The organism is uncultured Kriegella sp., assembly GCF_963975415.1.
Classification (GTDB): domain Bacteria; phylum Bacteroidota; class Bacteroidia; order Flavobacteriales; family Flavobacteriaceae; genus Kriegella.
The window spans coordinates 123,905-140,064 of record NZ_CAXBGN010000014.1; the positions used below are offsets into that span (position 1 = coordinate 123,905).

Genomic DNA, 16,160 nt, shown 5'->3' on the forward strand with positions numbered 1-16,160 from the left:
CGTTAAAAAGATTTAGGTTCAATATCCCCATTATTGTCCGCAACAATCTACCTGTGCTTTGTTCAATTGCTGTATAGCAATGTCCATGGCATTATACAATCATTGCTATATAGCAACCTATAATGCAATGGATATTCAATGCTATATAGGGATATAGTTTCAAATGTTCATAGTATCATATGGCCATATGATACTATGGTTTTAAAAAGTATATTTATGGAAACAAAAATAATTTCATGTACAGGGGAAAAGGGCGGTTGTGGCAAGACGACCCTGAATATCATCTTGGCCACCAACCTTTTCCACCTGTACGGGAAGAAAGTAGTATTGATCGACATGGACAATCCCCAGTACTCTGTGTACAAAAAGAGGAACCGAGATCTTGGACAGGTAGGTTCGACCGAAATGCCGATATTTCCCGTGGAGCGGGCAACGGTCCAGACCTTGGAACCGTTGATTAAAAAATATTATGGTACCGTGGATTTTATCATCGTCGATTTCCCCGGAAACCTTAACGAGGAAATGGTAAGGGGGCTGCTGTATGTCGAACATATCTTCATTCCCTTTTTCCTTGACGAACTGGAAATCGACAGTACGGCGGTGTTCTACAAAACACTGCAGAAGAACTATCTATGGAACGAAAATCGGGTACTGCGTTCCGTCAACCTGTTCTTCAACCGCTACGAGCTGGTCAAGGTCAATAAGTTCGATGCGGTAAGAAAAACCCTGGCAAAAGCGGGAATGCCGATGATGGAACAGGTCGTCATGGAACGGACCGTATACAGGGAGCGATACCGGAATACCCTAATTCCTATTCCCGCAACAAAAGAGAACGGGGAACTGGGGCTAAAACGATTTATGGAAGAGGTTATGAAAATTTCAAAAAATTAAAAATGGGCAAAAAAGTAAACGTTAAGGACTTGCTGGAATCGGCCATTCTAGAGAATACGGATACCAAGTCAGCCGTCGAGGGACTCAGGGAACAACGGCACGGCACGGTCGGAAAAGTTGGAAAAAGTACGGTCCGGAAAAACGAAAGAAACGATGATTACGTTAAAGATGGTAACACCCATGGGGCCACGGGACGTACATTTCCCTTGGCAAAGTTAAGCCGTAGGGAACAAAAGAAGGTAATGGATTTCGAGACGTTGCTGGAGCAAGACAATTATACCGACAAAAAGGAGCAATTTATCTTTAGATTGAGCAAGACCTGTTTCGAGGACTATGAGCGACTGGCCAGCGCATGCAGCTACAAGTTGGAAAAAAAGGTCTCGCGCAACGATATCATGCGAAAGGCCTTGGAGCTTTACCACCAAGAAAACATTCGGGAACTTCAACGAATTATCGACAAGATTTGAATTGGCAGTGGGAACATATCGTCTATGCCGTCATCGGTATCCTGTGCCTGTTGTGGTACCTATGGGTCTTTGTCATACTTAAAAAATCCAAAAACAAAAAAAATGTTCAGGAAAATGATTCATATATGCAAAAATCACATATATTTGTAAAAAATACATCTTCAAAGGATAAAGATATGGACCAGTTACTCAACCGTGTCGATGAGAATGAAACCAGCTCCGAGCTGTTGGATATTTTCAATGCGTCCGATAAAGATGTTCAGAATGAATCCTTAATTCCAGAACATGAAAAATTCAAGATTATCAAAAATTCCGAGTCCCCTCCGGAACCGGAGGTGGACGACTCCGATTAACGTCTTCCTGACCCTACTCCTTATTGTTGCTTTCCATTCGGCCGGCTTTGCCCAGATCGATGAACTGGTCGATCAGGTCAACGAAGCGGAACAGGGTACGGCACAGATAGGGAACAGTATTTTCCGCATCATCAAGATTGCCGCAGGCGTACTTCTGGCCATCGCGGCACTGGCCTTTCTCATCATCAGGGAACAGAACCAGGACATGGCCCGTAAAGTGGGCAACGCCATTGTTGGGCTGGTCATTTTCTACGGCCTTATCGAGATCGGGGAAAACTTGGCCAACTGATCATGGAAAACAAGATGGTCAAAATTCCAAAGGCCCTGCAAAAGGACGTTTCCTTCCTTGGGCTTCGCGCCAAATATGTGGATCAAGCCTTTAAGGGCTCGTTCCTGTCCCTGATGGTTGGACTGTTCCTCAGTACGGTCATCCCGACCTTTCTTAGCCTTTTGCTTTCCTTCTGTACCGCGGCCCTCTATATCGCACTCATGCTTTTCTATTCAAAGGCGTACGGGGAAAATGGCTTTATCAAGTCCCAAGCGGACAGAAAGGGGCCGGATACCATTAAGGGCCATGTCAACAAAAAAATGTTGGTGCTATGGAAAAAAGATTGAATCTTATGGATGCCTTTCCCATTTATGGTTATGAGGCACCGATCTTGGTATCAAAGGAACGAGGTTGCCTGAGCATTCCGCTGCAATTGGAACTTCCCGAGATCTACACTTTGGATAGTAAGGACTATCTGAACCTGAACCGGATGGTCTCGGGTATCATGGAAATCCTGGGCGAGAACTGTCTTTTGCACAAACAGGACCTCTTCTTCGGGGAAACCTATTCAATGGACCGACAACGGTTGGAACGGGATTTTTTCGAGACCGAGGACGAGCTCTATTTCAAGGACAGGCCTTTTTTGGAGCACCGGTGCTATCTGGCCATCCATAAAGTGCCGAAAAACTATATCGGGCGCACGCCTATCGGGGCCAATTCCTTCTTAAAAAAGGAGCGACGGTTCTATGGCCAAAGCTATGTTCCCGAAGAATACCTCGATGGGGACACAATGGCGGATTTCGAGGCCAGGGTCGGTGCCGTCAACGATCTTATCAACGATTCGGGTCTGATGACCTCGAAAATCCTTGATTCCGAGGGACTTTTCGGTCGAGCGGGCTATTACGATTGTTATCTGGAAGCGGGCTACGGGGAAGGTACGGGCAGGGATATCGACTTTTCCGAACACGGGCTGCGGGTCGGCGACAAACAAGGGCAATACTTCACTTTGGAAAATCTGGACCAGTTCTCCAAGGAGGATATGGCCTTTCATGAGTATTTTGGAAAATATAGTGCCGGGGACAACCTGTTCCCTATAGGGAACCTGTTTTCCTTGGGTTTTCGGATTCCGCAGGAGCATATTATCAACCAATATATCTATATCCCCGAAAAGGAGAAGGCCATGGCCAAACTTAGGTCGAAGGCGAAACGTCTGGACAAATATGCCCGAAACCGCAAGGGGGACAAGAACAGCACCTACCGGGACCAAATCTATGATTTCCAGCAGCATATCCTGAACGAGCATAAGGAACTGGTCTATTATCACTTGAACGTATTGGGCCTTTCCAATTCCAAAAAGTCCTTTAGGTCGATGTGCAATTCCGTCCGGTCGGCTTTTCGGAAGTTGGGCATCCATGCCACGGAAAATAACGTGGACCGAAAAAACCTCTTTTTCGGGGGTATCCTTGGCAACGGCATCGGACTGAGCATGGAACTCTTCAGTCCCTTTTCCTCGGAGATGGCGGCCAGCCTTTGGTATTTTGAAGGGGGCTATCGAAACAGGATGCACGGCCCCCACGGCCTACGCATGGTCGATAGGGCCACGGGTAAACCTTTATTGGTAAGTCTCTACCGTGATCCCGAGGCAAAGGACTGGATCTTTAACCGGGGCATGCTCATCGCCTCGGGATCCGGTGGCGGAAAGACCTTTTATGCCAATGCCTATCTGTTCTCCGAATATCGCGAGGGAGCGGAAATCCTCATTCTTGAGAACGGGAATTCCTATGACAAGTTGCTGGACCATCTGGACGGCGTCGTCATAGAGAACGACGACCAAAAGCCCTTTACGTTCAACCCCTTTATGCTGGATTCAGGGGATATGGTAGAAAAGGACGGCCAAAAGATGCTTACCGAGCACAAGCTGACCCAGCTTATCGCATTGGTTTATCTTCTATTGGGGCGAAAGGATACTACAACGGACGACGGTCATGACAGTGCCGTAATCCAGACCATTATCGAATTGTTGGTACAGGGATATTATAGGGACCAGTTCCTTAAGGATAATCCCGATAACTCCTTCAATTCTTTTTATGGGTATTCGGAAAGGCATTTGGAGCGGCTTATGGATTCCAAGGGCATACGAAAGGAAGTCTTCGACCCCAATCTGTTTTTACTGCTCTTGGGCAAATATGCCCAAGATGGCCCCAGGGCATACCTGTTGAACAGCAGGGACAAAAGGATAGCCCAATTGGGTCGTGAAAGGTTGGTATACTTCAAACTTGAAAACCTGATCGAAAACGAGCAGCTCTTTCCGATCCTGGCGTTCCTGATGATCGATGTGTTCGACAAAAAACTGAAGGATCCCAAAAAACTTTCCCTAAACAAAATATTGGTCGTTGACGAGGCGTGGAACCTGTTCGACAATCCGATTATGGCCAATTATTTTGACGCCAAGTCCAGAATGGCCCGGAAATATGGGGGCCAACCCATTTTTATCTCACAGAAGGTAAGCGACTTTGTCAAATCCAAGTACATCGGCAATACCATCGTGGTCAACAGCCATATCAAAGTGTTGCTGGACCTCGGCGAATTCGGCAATTCCTTTGGGGAGATCCAACGGTTATTGGGCCTGAACGAGAAACAGAAGCAACTGATCCTTTCCATCAACAAAGATTTGCCCATGGGCCGAAAGCTAAGGGAAATGGCCATTTGTTGGAAGGACCGCGTCAAGGTGTTCGGATTGGAGACCTCGTTGCCGACCAAATGCCTGTTCGAGACCAACCCCAACGAAAAAGCAAAGATCAACCGTCTCCACGAAAAACACGGTCGTGTTTGGCAAAGAACGGCCAACGCCTACAAACAGCTGCAGAACGAACTGGCGGAATCCGGTTTTGGGAATTTGAGCGGCAGCGACATTAACCCTAAAAATAGAAAACGATGAAGTACTTAAAACCAAAACTTGTATGCCTAAGAATTTTAATCGGGCTACTCCCTTATTTCGGGGCCGCCCAGATTCCGGTGACCGATGTAGCGGCCAACGCCCAACTGGTCATCCTCAATCAAAATGTGGCCACGCTGAATTCGCAACTGGTCACCTTGAACTCGACCATGGGCAAGCTTTTGGCACAAATGGAACGGAACGTTACCGCCAATTCCAGTGCCTCCAAAATCCTTAGCCAAGACCTTACGGCAAAAAGGACTCCTGCCAGCTATGTCATGGGAAGTCCCGAAATGACCGAACTCTATGACCTGAAGGACAAAATTGTGGAAGCCTATAAGGGCACGCAGAAAAACCTGCGTTCGTTCGCCAATCTGGAAAAGGTGGAAAAGGAAAGGGCGACCGAAGCGTTGGCCGATGCCCTCGTGCAGGTTACGTCTTTGGTCTCACAAGGATCGCATATCGCCTCCACGGGCGAGATCATCGAATCGGCCGATAGACTTTCTGCCTTACGGTCGATCTTGGACAGAATGGACAGCGTGCTGGAAACCATCATAAAGGTCAACACCTCCCTTTTACAGAAAAACGAACACCGAAAAGCGGTCTATTCCTTGATCAAGACCAATTGATGTACGTTATGCAATCGGATACAGGTTTTAGGGTAACGGTCAACACGATATTCGACCAATATATCGATGATGCCTTTGCGAATTTGGGGCCCACCTTGGGCATTGGTTTTCAAATGGCAAAGATCGGGTTGGGCATTTTCGCCATCATGCATTTTGTGGGCAATGATCGCGCCGATGTGTTCAAGGCCCTAAAGTGGTTTCCGTTGATGTTCATCCTTTTCAACTACTCGGAGTTTGCACACGCCATCTTTGAATTTTACAACAACCTTGGTTCCTCGTTTGTCAGCACCCAAAAGAACTGGGATACCATCGGGCAAAAGGTGGCCTTGGCGCAAATCGACGTGGCGGCCAATAATGCAGTGGAATGGAACATGTTCAGTTTGGATATCGATGCGTTGCAATCCTTTGCACTTACCGGTTTGGCAGGTTCCATAACGGCCTTTGCCCATATCATCTCCACGTTGATTTTCGTGGGCATCAAGGCATTGGCCACCATCTACCTGTTCATCCTTATCATTTTCGGGCCGATCAATATCGGGCTTTCGTTCATTCCCGCCATTTCCGGCCTTTGGAAAGCCTGGTTGCAAAAGTTCATGAGCCTCTGCCTATGGCTTCCCATGTTATATGTAGTGGATATGTTCATGGTCAACCTTGTCGACGCACTCGTGGACCATTTGTTGCGTAACAGCGCCTACGACCTCGGGTTGATACTGAGTTCCTCACTCCTGATTCTAATGACTTCCTTCTTCTATATCAAGGCCCCTACACTGGCCAACTTTGTAGTGCAAGGACTCAACATATCGGGCGGCGGGATCGTCTCCAAGCCCAAGCATTACGGCAAAAAAGCAATACAAACGGTCATCGATGCAAAGAGCGGCGGGGCCACAAAAGCGGTTAGGACACTTACACAATAACAAGGTTATGAAGGGAAAATACGAGATATTCAATGATATCGCCCAAAGTAGAAGGCACAACAACAGGCTCGTCTATAGCTGCTTGGTCTTGATGATAGCGGTCTTCGCGATCGCTATCTATTTCGTAGTATCGGCCCATGAGCGTGCCAACAATAACGCCTATGTGCTGCATGGTGGGCAACGCCTCCCCATGGTACCGATCAGGGATGCCAAGGAAAACCTCGAAATCCTTTGCGAAGGTCATGTCCAAAACTTTCATGAGCTGTTTTTTTCCTTGGAACCCGATCTGAACCTGATCAAAAGAAACATAGAGGAAAAAGCCTTGTTCATGGTCGATTGGTCAGGCAACCGTTTATATGCCCGTTTGGTCGAAAAAAAATACTTCCATGATGTGGTAATGCGTGACTATCACTACTTTGTGGAACTTGATTCGATTCAAATCGACTATGCAACCTATCCGTTTCCGTTTACTTTTTACGGCAAACAGGCCATAGAAAAAGGCAAATCCACAACGTATAGGAACTTGGTCACTAAGGGGCACCTGAAAAAAGCGGGCATTACCCCGAACAACCTGAACGGAATCAAGATTATCGACTTTGAGGTCGTGGACAATTCCGATCTCGAGCGTAGGTAACATGAAATTCAGTGGCAACATAAAGCGTTTGAAGCGATGGGTCGTAAGGCACAGAAATTTTGCTATGGCCCTACCTTTTATTCTGGTACTGACCAGTTTTTTTGTCATTGAGAACGTCAAGGATTTCCAAATGGGGTTCGGCAACACTACCGATCCCACGAATGGCTTCAATCCAGAACTTCCCGGCAAGGTTCCGACCTTGGAATCCGAAGCTATCGCCGAGCCTTGGAAATTAAAGGACTCAACAGAAAAGAAAAAGGCAGGGAAATCTTCGTCCTTACCGGACATGACCCAAATGAATGATTCGCAAAACGATTCGCTCCAAAGAATCTTGAAGCGATTGGAAGGGCTATCCTTGGATACTAAACCACAGAAAGTGGTGCAGGCCAACCTTCCAGATAGGAAGAAAACCGCAGAAAGGGAAAAGAAGAGCGCGATGACCGCTGAAGAGCAGAAGCAAAAATTCGTGGAGAACCGCTTGGCCTACCGTGAAATGCTGCTGGAGGGAAAAAGGAAAATAGTCGGGGAATCCTTGAGCGGAAACCGCAAGCCTCAACGGGAACGGATGCCCGTTACCAAAAAGCCGATTTTCTTTAGGGCAACGGTATATGGCGACCAGTTCATCTTGCCCAATGAGAACGTAAGGCTTCTACTCATGGAAGATATGGTCCTTAGCGAAAAACGATTTCCGAAGAATACCTTCATCTACGCTATGGCTTCGATACAGGGAAACAGGGTGTATTTGGATATAGACAATATCGAGCACCATCCGGTCGATATCTCCGTCAGGGACTTCAACGATGGCAGGGAAGGAATCTACAACAAAAGGGCCGGGGAACTCTGGAGGGAGTACAAGGCCGAAATGGGAGGCGATGCACTGCGAGGGGCCACCGACGAAATCACCAGCGGCGCACCGAATGTTTTAAAAGGCATCGCCCAAGGGTTGGGGACTTTCCTTCGAAAAAAAAGGTTACGGGAAAAAGAAAAAATCCTATTGATGGATGATTATGAACTCTTATTGGCAACACAATGAAAATAAAAGCTGTACTTACAATAATTGGGCTATCGGGTTCCCTATCGGTTATGGCGAAAATGGACACCATTCCGGTTTCAAGGAACTATAAGACCATTCTGGTACTGCCCGCCCCTTATGATTTTTCCATCAATGGGAAGGAGCTGAATTTTTTGGAGTCCTTCCCGACGAAAAGTGCTTCCGCAACCTCAGAGCGTATCGTTTTGCTTATCTATAACGATGTGGCGCCCGACACCTCCGATTTTACGAACTATACCATTTATACCCGTGACGGTCGTGCCTATGATTTTATCCTGCAACTTGTGGACATCCCCGCCAAGAAGCGATGGACCATAACCACCGACATGGTCGATAACCTCGTAGAGCTATCCCATAAAAAAAGTGCTACTGAATTGGATGAATCCGACTTTGCCTCACATCCTGACATAAAGGACACTTTAGCAACTACCAAAACAGTTGGGGAAAAATTGGAGATTAAGCTCGAAAAGGAAATCGATGGGGAACCCTTGCCGCTTACCCAGGAATTGTATGTCTTGGATAGAATGGAATATATACGGCGGAGATGTTATTACAACCAGTTCAACAAGGGCAAGATCATCCGATATTTTTCCAAATACGATGATGTATTTCTCTGGCTGGAGAACGTGTACTATGAGAATAACGAAATATACCTACAGTTTCGCTTGGAGAACAAGGAACATATAGACTATGACGTCAATTTTATAAAGTTCAGCATCGCCACCAACTACAAGAATAGTTCGAGCAATGTCAAGACGGAACACAAACCCTTGTTCAGGTACAAAGTTCCCAAAAAAGTCGAGGGGAATTCCGAGAACTATTTCATGGTGGTCTTCGATAAGTTTACCCTTGACCGGAGAAAGTCCCTCATGGTGAATCTAGATGAGGAAAAGGGCAATCGAAACCTATCCTTGGATATAGACCAACTTGTCATCAATAACCCATCAAGATTTAAATTATGAAAGGCCATAATGCGCATTTATAAGATAATGACCAACTCCAATAGATATAATAAAAAAACTGTCATCACTGGTTGGCTAAATTTTAAATAGATGAGAACAAAGTTATTTTTCATTACGGTACTGTTTTGTCTTGCGGGTTCAGCCGTTTCAGGCCAAATGCGGGGCAACCTTGCTTCTTCGGTCGGCGTGAGCGGTGGCTATGTCGAGGATGGTTATGGTATTATGGGAACGTTCAATTTTCATCCCAATCGGTTCCAATATTTTCAGATAAGTGTTTTGGCCGCAATTGCCGAGGACAAGGGTGCCCAAAATATTCCGTACAATATTTTCACTATCCAGCCGGGGCTGTATTATCGTGTATTTATGGCCCCTCGAAGAAAAAATTTTAGTCTCTTCCTCGGTGGAGGTGGGCTGTTCGGATACGAGGTCATCAACAACGGGAGCAATGAACTGCCCACCGGTGCGCTTATCAATGGCAAAAGCCAATTTATTTACGGCCTATATCTCGGTGCTGAAATGGAAATAGGCTTGAGCAATGATTTTTCGCTATTGGTCAAGGCCAACGAATACTACCATGTCAATTCGGACGTGGGAAATTTTTATCCGTATGTCGGCGTCGGCCTACGGTATTTTTTGTTTTAAAAAGCGACGTTATGAAATTCAATACCCCACAACGCATAGTCGCCATAGGTTCGCTATGCATGATATTTATAATTGCCTGTAGCAAGGACTTTGAAGGAATAGTCCAGGATTCCTTTGATTTTACCTTTGATGGTAACAACGAGGAAAACGGTTTTGTATTTGAAACTGCAAGAACGGATTTCAGCTTGGAACCAGAGCGGATGGTCTCCACCGTTTCCTATTTCATGAAATATAATATCCTTGACGGAAAAGGCTATTATTTAGGTACGGAAAACGATACCATCCGCGAAAATGACACCATTTTGGTCAAGGACTTTGACCTATCCTACCGGTATATGCCCATCGATACGGGTATTCACAAAGTCAAGGTATTGGCCTGGGATTCAAACCAATTGCAAAAGGAGTTGGAGTTGGCCTACAATGTCAAGTACGCCAGTTTCAGCTTTCTCTTGGGAAAGGGTACCGAGGATTTCATTATCAATAGTCGGAATCCCGTAAATGTAACCTTGCTACGGGACAAGAACACGGTAGCTCCGAATGGGGAATCGACCGAGGAATTTGAGATCACCTACCAACTGGAAGATGGTTCGGGCAAGCTTCATTTGGACGATGTTACCTACGATGCTGGAAACCCCTTTAAGTTGCCCAAGGGCGTTACCGAATTTGGCTACTTACCAGAAACCTTGGGCGAGCACAAATTGACCATGGTTGCCAAGGCTCCCGATGGGGCATCCCTGACGAACGAGTTGCTGCTGACGGTCGGAAATGTTAATTTCACGTTCAGGGCAACCGCGGCATCCTCACAGGTGGAGCTGGACACCAACCTGGCAATCAATATCGATTTGCAGACACAGGACGAGGAAAGCGAAGTTACCTATGATATTAGCCATTCCTTTTCTTCCGATAGCCAAGGCGCGGGAACCGTACGGGACCAGAATGGCGGGGTCATGGACCCCGGGACTTTTCGCGGCATTGATCCCGGGAATTATAACTATACTTTTGAGGACGATGAATTGGGGCAGCGCAAAATCTATTTTGATATACGAGACAGCAATGGCCAGAGGAAAAGGGACAGTGTCGAGATCGAGATTGCCAACATTCCCTTCACGTTTAGTGGAAATTCGGAAAGCAACCAGGTATTCGTAAACCAACGGACACAGCTTAATTTCAACATTAAATCGAACGGTAACACATCCAATATCGATTATTTCCTGACCTATGACCTAGAAGAAGGAAACGGAAGGGTTACTGGGGTCAATGGAAATACGATCCGGAACAATACTGACTATCCGGTCGACTTGGGTAATTTCCCATTGTTTTATACGCCGGAAACCTTGGGCCCGCATCGCATCAATTTTCTCGTTACGGACAATTACGGGCAAGCGGTCGGACCTGTGGAGATCGATCTGGATGCCAATCCCCTTGAACTGGAATTCAATGCCTCGGCCAATAGTAACGAGGTATTGGTAGGCCAGCGTGGTACGATTTCATTGAGCCTTATCGAACAAGGGGATTACGATGGGGTTTCCTATGAACTGAATTACTTTATTTCAGGTGGCGGCGCACAATTGTACAATGGAAATTCGCCAATAATCCCTAGCCAATATTTTTCGGTAAGTCCGGGAAGCTTTGCGTATGATTTCGTTGGGGACCAGGCAGGAACCTACGAAATAACCTTTTTGCTTCGTGACAGCAACGGTCAGATTCTTGAAGATAAGGTTACCGTTGTCGTTGGCAACAACGACTTTACGGTCAATATGACCCCGTCCAAGGCTACTGAGTTTTCCAACATTCCGGTGGGTATGATTGTGGATATCGACGAAGTTCCCGACGGAGCGAACGACAGTTACACGGCTTTCTTTTCCTCTAGTCAAAACGGGTCGATGTCCATTAATGGTATAACTTACGGTCCGGGGGAACAATTTCCTTTGGGTGCCGGGGTCAACAATATTTCCTATACCGGATCGGAACCCGGACAGCATACTATCGTTCTCAGTGTCGAATCGGGATCGGACGTTACGCGAACGGCCAACACTACCATCACTTTTGACCAGGTCGATTTTACCTTTACCGGGGGCACCCAAAAATCGGACATAACCGTAGGGGAAACCACTGGCCTCAATTTTAATATTTCGGAAAGTGTCGGATCTTCGGATTACACCATGCGTTTCAGTATGAACGGCAATGCGCTTATCAGGGACAACAACGGTATAGAGGTAAGCCCCGGGAACAGTTACAATGTCAATACGGGCAACTTTAACTGGACGCTCGAAGGTACCAATGAAAGTACCGTTCGAATGGCTTTCACGGTCCGAAACGATACCGGATTGGAGAAAACCGTGGATATTACGGTAAACGTGGCGGCCAAGGATTACACCTTTACCGCATCGGGCACCTTGCAGCAGGCCTATACGGGGGAACAGGTGGATGTTAACTTCAATATTTCCGAAATTGGAATCGGGGGAGATACCTACGAGATGTATTTTTCGGCAAACGGCAACAATGGTTCTTTTGAATATGAGGGCACTAGCTACTCCGCTGGGGAAAGCTTTGATGTACCTGTGGGGGCATTCGCGGGAAAGTATGCCGGAACGACCGAGGGCAGCCATAACATCACTTTCACGGTGCGGTCATCATCGGATGTGGAGAAAACGGCCAGTGTCAATATCAACTACGAAGTATATGAAGAACCGTTCGAGTTGACCATTAGTCAGGCCCCTGGGGAACGCTTGGAAGAAGAACCTTTTAACATCACAGTCATTACCAATGCCATTGGCACTCATGATCCGGCCGTGACCTATCAAATGACATTTTCTTTCAATGGAAACCGTGTCGGTTATTTCTTTTATGGTGGAAATAGATATGATGAGGGGGAAACAATTCCATTGAACTATGGGAGTACCAACCTTACTTTCTATCCTGAAACCTCAAATACGTTTACCATTGATTTTGAGGTGGAGAACTCAACGGGGCATTCCAAAAGCGGAAGCACATTTGTTGACACCTTAGGAAGGCCCATGGCATTGGTCAAAGGGGAAAAGCACAATGTCAGTTGTGGTGGATTGAACGGCTGCGATTATCAAGTCAGGATCTATACCTGTTTTGATATCGGGTGTTCGGAGGCCTATGGCGGAGCTACCTTGGACCAGGTAGAAATCAGGATATTCAACCGGAGTACCAACCGATGGGATACCCGATTGTTCAATTACAACGAAGCCACGGGCAGTGGAGTGGATAGGTATTTCATGTTGGAAGAGGAACCCCGAGAAAGCCGTTTGAAATATCTTGATCAGGACTTTGAGGTCAGGGTAAGGGATACCAATGGCCAATGGAGTGATAAAGTGACGGGGAGAGTGGTCAGAGTTTGAGGCTCAAGAGCACTTTTAATGCAGTAAGCTAAACATAACTAAAACTAGCTTCTCTTGAAAGAATAGGTAATCACTACATCCTGATCATCCAGAAAATCCTCTTGGTCGACTACCAATCGGTTTTGGCTAAACTCCACGATAATCCAATCGTTACGATTATCAAATCGTATGATCCGGTTGTCAATTAGTTCGTAACTATCGTCCTCGACATTTTGAAATGCGGGTACTTCCCCACAGGACAGTCCGTTCTCATTAATGGAAAAAGCACCTTTTTCTTCAGCTCCCCGAGAGCTGAAGAAAGTGAGATTATCCTTTAAGCATTGGCGTATTTCGTTTGTGTTGAACAGGTCTACATTGACCGTGCCGTCGCCATTGATGTCCACGGCTGTATTGGAATCAATCGACTCATATTCCCATTGTCCCAACAAAGCTTGGCTCCTATCCGATTCCGTAACACTGTCGTCGTCGCTATTGCACGAAAAAAATAGCATCATCGGGAATGCAAGAATGATGAAAATATTTGGTTTCATGGGAATTGGCCTTGGGTTATTACAAATATATCAATAAGGATTACACATTTTAAACAAGAATTTTCAAAATTAATTGTGCGTAGGCAAGATAAATGCATGGAGCGCTTTTTCTGCGCCTCCATGCTTTTATGCGCGGTGCCGAGGATGTTTAAAAACCGTAGCCGGAAAGACGACCGAATGCGGGCCAGCGAAGCGTGCCCGCTCGGTCAGGATTGGAGGTGGAGGGTTTTCAACTTCCGCAGGCACGGGGGAGAGCAGTATGAAAATGCTCGCCAAATTTCAAAAACTAAATAGCACCCCAAAAGTTGTGTATCCTTCTAGTTGAACCGTAGTAAATTCAGTTTTTACCCTTTCGGTTTTTTTCCAGCCCAAACCATCGTTCGTATCGATTTTTTTGATTCGTCGGTTGGCCGCCGCCTTGCCCACTACATAACCGATAAAAAGACCCAAGGGATAGTCCGAGGCCCAATGCACCTTACTGCTCATCATTTCGAAGGCCATGATACCCATTAAAGTATAGCACACGGGCTTGATCCATTTGATTTCTGGATAGTTACTGGCAATGACGGTAATCGTGGCCATAAAAGTGGCTACATGCCCAGAGGGCATGGCATCGTAGTTCGACGTTCTTGCTTGATATTCCTTGATGCTTGGGAAGAGTGTCCAATGCCCGCCGGGATTGCCACTATCGATGGCGGGGCCTGGACTCTGCCTTCCGGTTATCCTCTTGATGGTCTGTGTGATGACGCACATCATACGTGCCATTTACAGCATCCATACCTTATTTTTTAGTGGACCTTAACTATACTATTTTTTGCAGTTACTTTTTTAAAAGTGCTGGTTCCTGCCTAAAGCATTCCACCAGCATTTTGTAGAGTTCTGGATGTTTTCTCTTAAATAAATCGGGACGTTCAAAAAAGTACTCGGCAGCTACGGCAAAAAACTCCGCTTCATTGGTTCCACCATAATTTCTGATATCTGATTTATTGGCATTGATAACTTCCATTTCCGTATGGATCAACTTTAACCACGGGATGGTATATTGATGCTCCAACAACCTTTCTGGGATTCCATCCGTGAAATCATCCAATTTATCAATAAGATGTACAAATTCGTGTATGCCCGTATTGTTTTTATCGCTTTGGTTCTTGAAGCCATGGTAGAGGGCTTTCTTCGATAATATCATTTGCTTTTCAAAACGTCCATTCCCCACAATTCCGCCGATATTACGCGACTTATCTTTGCTGCTAAATTGCATATCCTCATTGAAGTTATCAGGATACAATAGGATTCCGCTTAAATTGGTATAGTGCCATTCCTCAAAACCAAAAACAGGAATTACAGCACTCGCCGCAATTAAAATCTTGTCGAGCTCATGCAATTCCAATTGTACCCCATCAATATAGACTTCACTTAAAAATTGCATCATTCGTTGCTGAAATGCTGCTTGCCTTTCCTTTGAAAGGTTACGATAGTAGAGTACATTATCCAACAACAATCCATGCCAATGCTCTGGGAAAGGCTGCACCTTTTGTCGTTTTGCTTTTTTATAAAAATGAACAACCAAAAGAAGAATGACACCTAAGAGGATAACGTAACCCATAATAATTTAAAGGTATTACTCTACGGACTCGGCCTTAAATCCTACTTTTTGCAAAGTAGCTTTTACATCTTCTTCGGAAGCACCATCGCTTTCTATGGTCAATATTTTATCAGGATTAGCGGTATCCACTTCCCAATTTTCAACGCCTTCTTGTTTGTTCAAAAAGGGGGTTACTTTAGAGACGCAACCACCACAATTGATATTTGTTTTAAATTTCAAAATTTCCATCGTATTTAAATTTATAATTAAAGTTTTGCTCGTTTAAGTCTTAAGCTATTTGCAACTACAGATACGCTACTGAATGCCATTGCTGCTCCTGCAATCATCGGGTCCAATAAGAACCCATTTACGGGATACAGAACTCCTGCCGCGATAGGTATTCCAATGATATTATATATGAATGCCCAAAAAAGGTTCTGACGGATGCCCAAGACCGTTTTTTTTGATAGTTCCAACGCTTTTGGGATGGATTGCAAATCTGAGGTAATCAAGGTCATCTTTGCCACGTCCATAGCGATGTCAGAACCTTTACCCATTGCAATGCTCACATTGGCTTGCGCCAAGGCGTGTGAATCGTTGATGCCATCGCCAACCATAGCTACGATCTTTCCATCAGCTTGCAGTTTTTCTACAAAAGCTGCTTTGTCCGAGGGCATTACTTCTCCTTGATAGTTGGTTATCCCTATTTCTAGTGCCACCGCAGATGCGGTCTTGTTATTATCGCCCGTGAGCATATAGACCTCGATGCCTCTTTCTTGAAGCGTTGCTATGGCTTTCTTTGAAGTTTCCTTAATTTTATCTGCAATGGCGAGTATCGCGAGCATTTGTTTTTCATTACCAAAAAATATGACCGTCTTTGCTTGCTCTTCGAGACTTTCTGCTGTTTGCATTAAGGAAGCATCGATTTGAATAT

General features: G+C 45.6%; 18 protein-coding genes. 13 read left to right on the top strand and 5 right to left on the bottom strand.

The genetic code is table 11. From position 1 onward, the window contains the following. Positions 1 to 216 precede the first annotated feature (216 nt). The 13 genes from AACZ88_RS21585 to AACZ88_RS21645 all read left to right on the top strand — a co-directional run bounded on the left by AACZ88_RS21585 (position 217) and on the right by AACZ88_RS21645 (position 13,114). Positions 217 to 891, top strand: a complete 675-nt coding sequence (locus AACZ88_RS21585) for a ParA family protein (RefSeq protein ID WP_165357353.1) — start codon at positions 217 to 219, stop codon at positions 889 to 891. Between the two features lie 2 nt (positions 892 to 893). Next, complete coding sequence (locus AACZ88_RS21590; RefSeq protein WP_109649943.1) at positions 894 to 1,358, top strand: hypothetical protein; 465 nt, start codon at positions 894 to 896, stop codon at positions 1,356 to 1,358. 125 nt (positions 1,359 to 1,483) lie between these two features. After that, positions 1,484 to 1,711, top strand: a complete 228-nt coding sequence (locus tag AACZ88_RS21595) for a hypothetical protein (protein ID WP_162987837.1) — start codon at positions 1,484 to 1,486, stop codon at positions 1,709 to 1,711. Continuing rightward, positions 1,644 to 2,000: a hypothetical protein gene (locus AACZ88_RS21600; RefSeq protein ID WP_109649941.1), complete on the top strand. Its 357-nt coding sequence runs from the start codon at positions 1,644 to 1,646 to the stop codon at positions 1,998 to 2,000. The genes AACZ88_RS21595 and AACZ88_RS21600 overlap by 68 nt, the downstream gene beginning before the upstream one ends. Before the next feature lie 2 nt (positions 2,001 to 2,002). Next, positions 2,003 to 2,326: a DUF4133 domain-containing protein gene (locus tag AACZ88_RS21605; protein WP_109649940.1), complete on the top strand. Its 324-nt coding sequence runs from the start codon at positions 2,003 to 2,005 to the stop codon at positions 2,324 to 2,326. Positions 2,327 to 2,331: 5 nt separating this feature from the next. Beyond that, positions 2,332 to 4,917, top strand: a complete 2,586-nt coding sequence (locus AACZ88_RS21610) for a TraG family conjugative transposon ATPase (RefSeq protein ID WP_339715132.1) — start codon at positions 2,332 to 2,334, stop codon at positions 4,915 to 4,917. Then, a complete protein-coding gene (locus tag AACZ88_RS21615) occupies positions 4,914 to 5,543 on the top strand; it encodes a hypothetical protein (protein ID WP_109649938.1) in 630 nt (209 codons plus the stop codon). Before AACZ88_RS21610 ends, AACZ88_RS21615 begins: the two co-directional genes overlap by 4 nt. A gap of 8 nt (positions 5,544 to 5,551) precedes the next feature. Further along, the gene (locus AACZ88_RS21620) at positions 5,552 to 6,457 is read left to right on the top strand and encodes a type IV secretion system protein (RefSeq protein ID WP_165357349.1); all 906 of its coding nucleotides are present in this window, start codon (positions 5,552 to 5,554) and stop codon (positions 6,455 to 6,457) included. A gap of 7 nt (positions 6,458 to 6,464) precedes the next feature. Continuing rightward, positions 6,465 to 7,091 (top strand): hypothetical protein, encoded by a 627-nt coding sequence (locus AACZ88_RS21625; protein ID WP_109649936.1) that lies wholly within the window; start codon positions 6,465 to 6,467, stop codon positions 7,089 to 7,091. Between the two features lie 64 nt (positions 7,092 to 7,155). Then, positions 7,156 to 8,124, top strand: coding sequence for a conjugative transposon protein TraM (gene traM, locus AACZ88_RS21630; RefSeq protein ID WP_165357347.1), 969 nt, complete (start codon positions 7,156 to 7,158; stop codon positions 8,122 to 8,124). Further along, positions 8,121 to 9,104, top strand: coding sequence for a DUF4138 domain-containing protein (locus AACZ88_RS21635; protein WP_109649934.1), 984 nt, complete (start codon positions 8,121 to 8,123; stop codon positions 9,102 to 9,104). Before traM ends, AACZ88_RS21635 begins: the two co-directional genes overlap by 4 nt. A 90-nt stretch (positions 9,105 to 9,194) precedes the next feature. Beyond that, positions 9,195 to 9,746, top strand: a complete 552-nt coding sequence (locus AACZ88_RS21640; RefSeq protein WP_109649933.1) for a conjugal transfer protein TraO — start codon at positions 9,195 to 9,197, stop codon at positions 9,744 to 9,746. Positions 9,747 to 9,757: 11 nt separating this feature from the next. Then, complete coding sequence (locus tag AACZ88_RS21645) at positions 9,758 to 13,114, top strand: TraQ conjugal transfer family protein (protein WP_109649932.1); 3,357 nt, start codon at positions 9,758 to 9,760, stop codon at positions 13,112 to 13,114. Between the two features lie 44 nt (positions 13,115 to 13,158). Here AACZ88_RS21645 and AACZ88_RS21650 read toward each other — a convergent pair whose 3' ends face one another. From AACZ88_RS21650 to AACZ88_RS21670, 5 genes are all read right to left on the bottom strand, one after another. Then, positions 13,159 to 13,644, bottom strand: a complete 486-nt coding sequence (locus AACZ88_RS21650; protein WP_109649931.1) for a hypothetical protein — start codon at positions 13,642 to 13,644, stop codon at positions 13,159 to 13,161. A gap of 279 nt (positions 13,645 to 13,923) precedes the next feature. Then, complete coding sequence (locus AACZ88_RS21655; protein WP_339715116.1) at positions 13,924 to 14,400, bottom strand: phosphatase PAP2 family protein; 477 nt, start codon at positions 14,398 to 14,400, stop codon at positions 13,924 to 13,926. Positions 14,401 to 14,464: 64 nt separating this feature from the next. Further along, a complete protein-coding gene (locus AACZ88_RS21660) occupies positions 14,465 to 15,247 on the bottom strand; it encodes a M90 family metallopeptidase (RefSeq protein WP_109649929.1) in 783 nt (260 codons plus the stop codon). Positions 15,248 to 15,262: 15 nt separating this feature from the next. Next, positions 15,263 to 15,475 (bottom strand): heavy-metal-associated domain-containing protein, encoded by a 213-nt coding sequence (locus AACZ88_RS21665; RefSeq protein ID WP_109649928.1) that lies wholly within the window; start codon positions 15,473 to 15,475, stop codon positions 15,263 to 15,265. Positions 15,476 to 15,492: 17 nt separating this feature from the next. Then, a partial coding sequence (locus AACZ88_RS21670; protein WP_339715121.1) for an HAD-IC family P-type ATPase occupies positions 15,493 to 16,160 on the bottom strand: 668 nt, incomplete at its 5' end.

Excerpts from the sequence above, each read along its gene's own strand:
- AACZ88_RS21635 (WP_109649934.1), top strand. The coding sequence starts at position 8,121 with ATGAAAATAAAAGCTGTACTTACAATAATTGGGCTATCGGGTTCCCTA.
- AACZ88_RS21650 (WP_109649931.1), bottom strand. The coding sequence starts at position 13,644 with ATGAAACCAAATATTTTCATCATTCTTGCATTCCCGATGATGCTATTT.
- AACZ88_RS21645 (WP_109649932.1), top strand. The coding sequence starts at position 9,758 with ATGAAATTCAATACCCCACAACGCATAGTCGCCATAGGTTCGCTATGC.
- AACZ88_RS21665 (WP_109649928.1), bottom strand. The coding sequence starts at position 15,475 with ATGGAAATTTTGAAATTTAAAACAAATATCAATTGTGGTGGTTGCGTC.
- AACZ88_RS21585 (WP_165357353.1), top strand. The coding sequence starts at position 217 with ATGGAAACAAAAATAATTTCATGTACAGGGGAAAAGGGCGGTTGTGGC.
- traM (WP_165357347.1), top strand. The coding sequence starts at position 7,156 with ATGGCCCTACCTTTTATTCTGGTACTGACCAGTTTTTTTGTCATTGAG.
- AACZ88_RS21595 (WP_162987837.1), top strand. The coding sequence starts at position 1,484 with ATGCAAAAATCACATATATTTGTAAAAAATACATCTTCAAAGGATAAA.
- AACZ88_RS21610 (WP_339715132.1), top strand. The coding sequence starts at position 2,332 with ATGGATGCCTTTCCCATTTATGGTTATGAGGCACCGATCTTGGTATCA.
- AACZ88_RS21590 (WP_109649943.1), top strand. The coding sequence starts at position 894 with ATGGGCAAAAAAGTAAACGTTAAGGACTTGCTGGAATCGGCCATTCTA.
- AACZ88_RS21640 (WP_109649933.1), top strand. The coding sequence starts at position 9,195 with ATGAGAACAAAGTTATTTTTCATTACGGTACTGTTTTGTCTTGCGGGT.
- AACZ88_RS21625 (WP_109649936.1), top strand. The coding sequence starts at position 6,465 with ATGAAGGGAAAATACGAGATATTCAATGATATCGCCCAAAGTAGAAGG.
- AACZ88_RS21605 (WP_109649940.1), top strand. The coding sequence starts at position 2,003 with ATGGAAAACAAGATGGTCAAAATTCCAAAGGCCCTGCAAAAGGACGTT.
- AACZ88_RS21620 (WP_165357349.1), top strand. The coding sequence starts at position 5,552 with ATGCAATCGGATACAGGTTTTAGGGTAACGGTCAACACGATATTCGAC.
- AACZ88_RS21655 (WP_339715116.1), bottom strand. The coding sequence starts at position 14,400 with ATGATGTGCGTCATCACACAGACCATCAAGAGGATAACCGGAAGGCAG.
- AACZ88_RS21660 (WP_109649929.1), bottom strand. The coding sequence starts at position 15,247 with ATGGGTTACGTTATCCTCTTAGGTGTCATTCTTCTTTTGGTTGTTCAT.
- AACZ88_RS21615 (WP_109649938.1), top strand. The coding sequence starts at position 4,914 with ATGAAGTACTTAAAACCAAAACTTGTATGCCTAAGAATTTTAATCGGG.
- AACZ88_RS21600 (WP_109649941.1), top strand. The coding sequence starts at position 1,644 with ATGAAAAATTCAAGATTATCAAAAATTCCGAGTCCCCTCCGGAACCGG.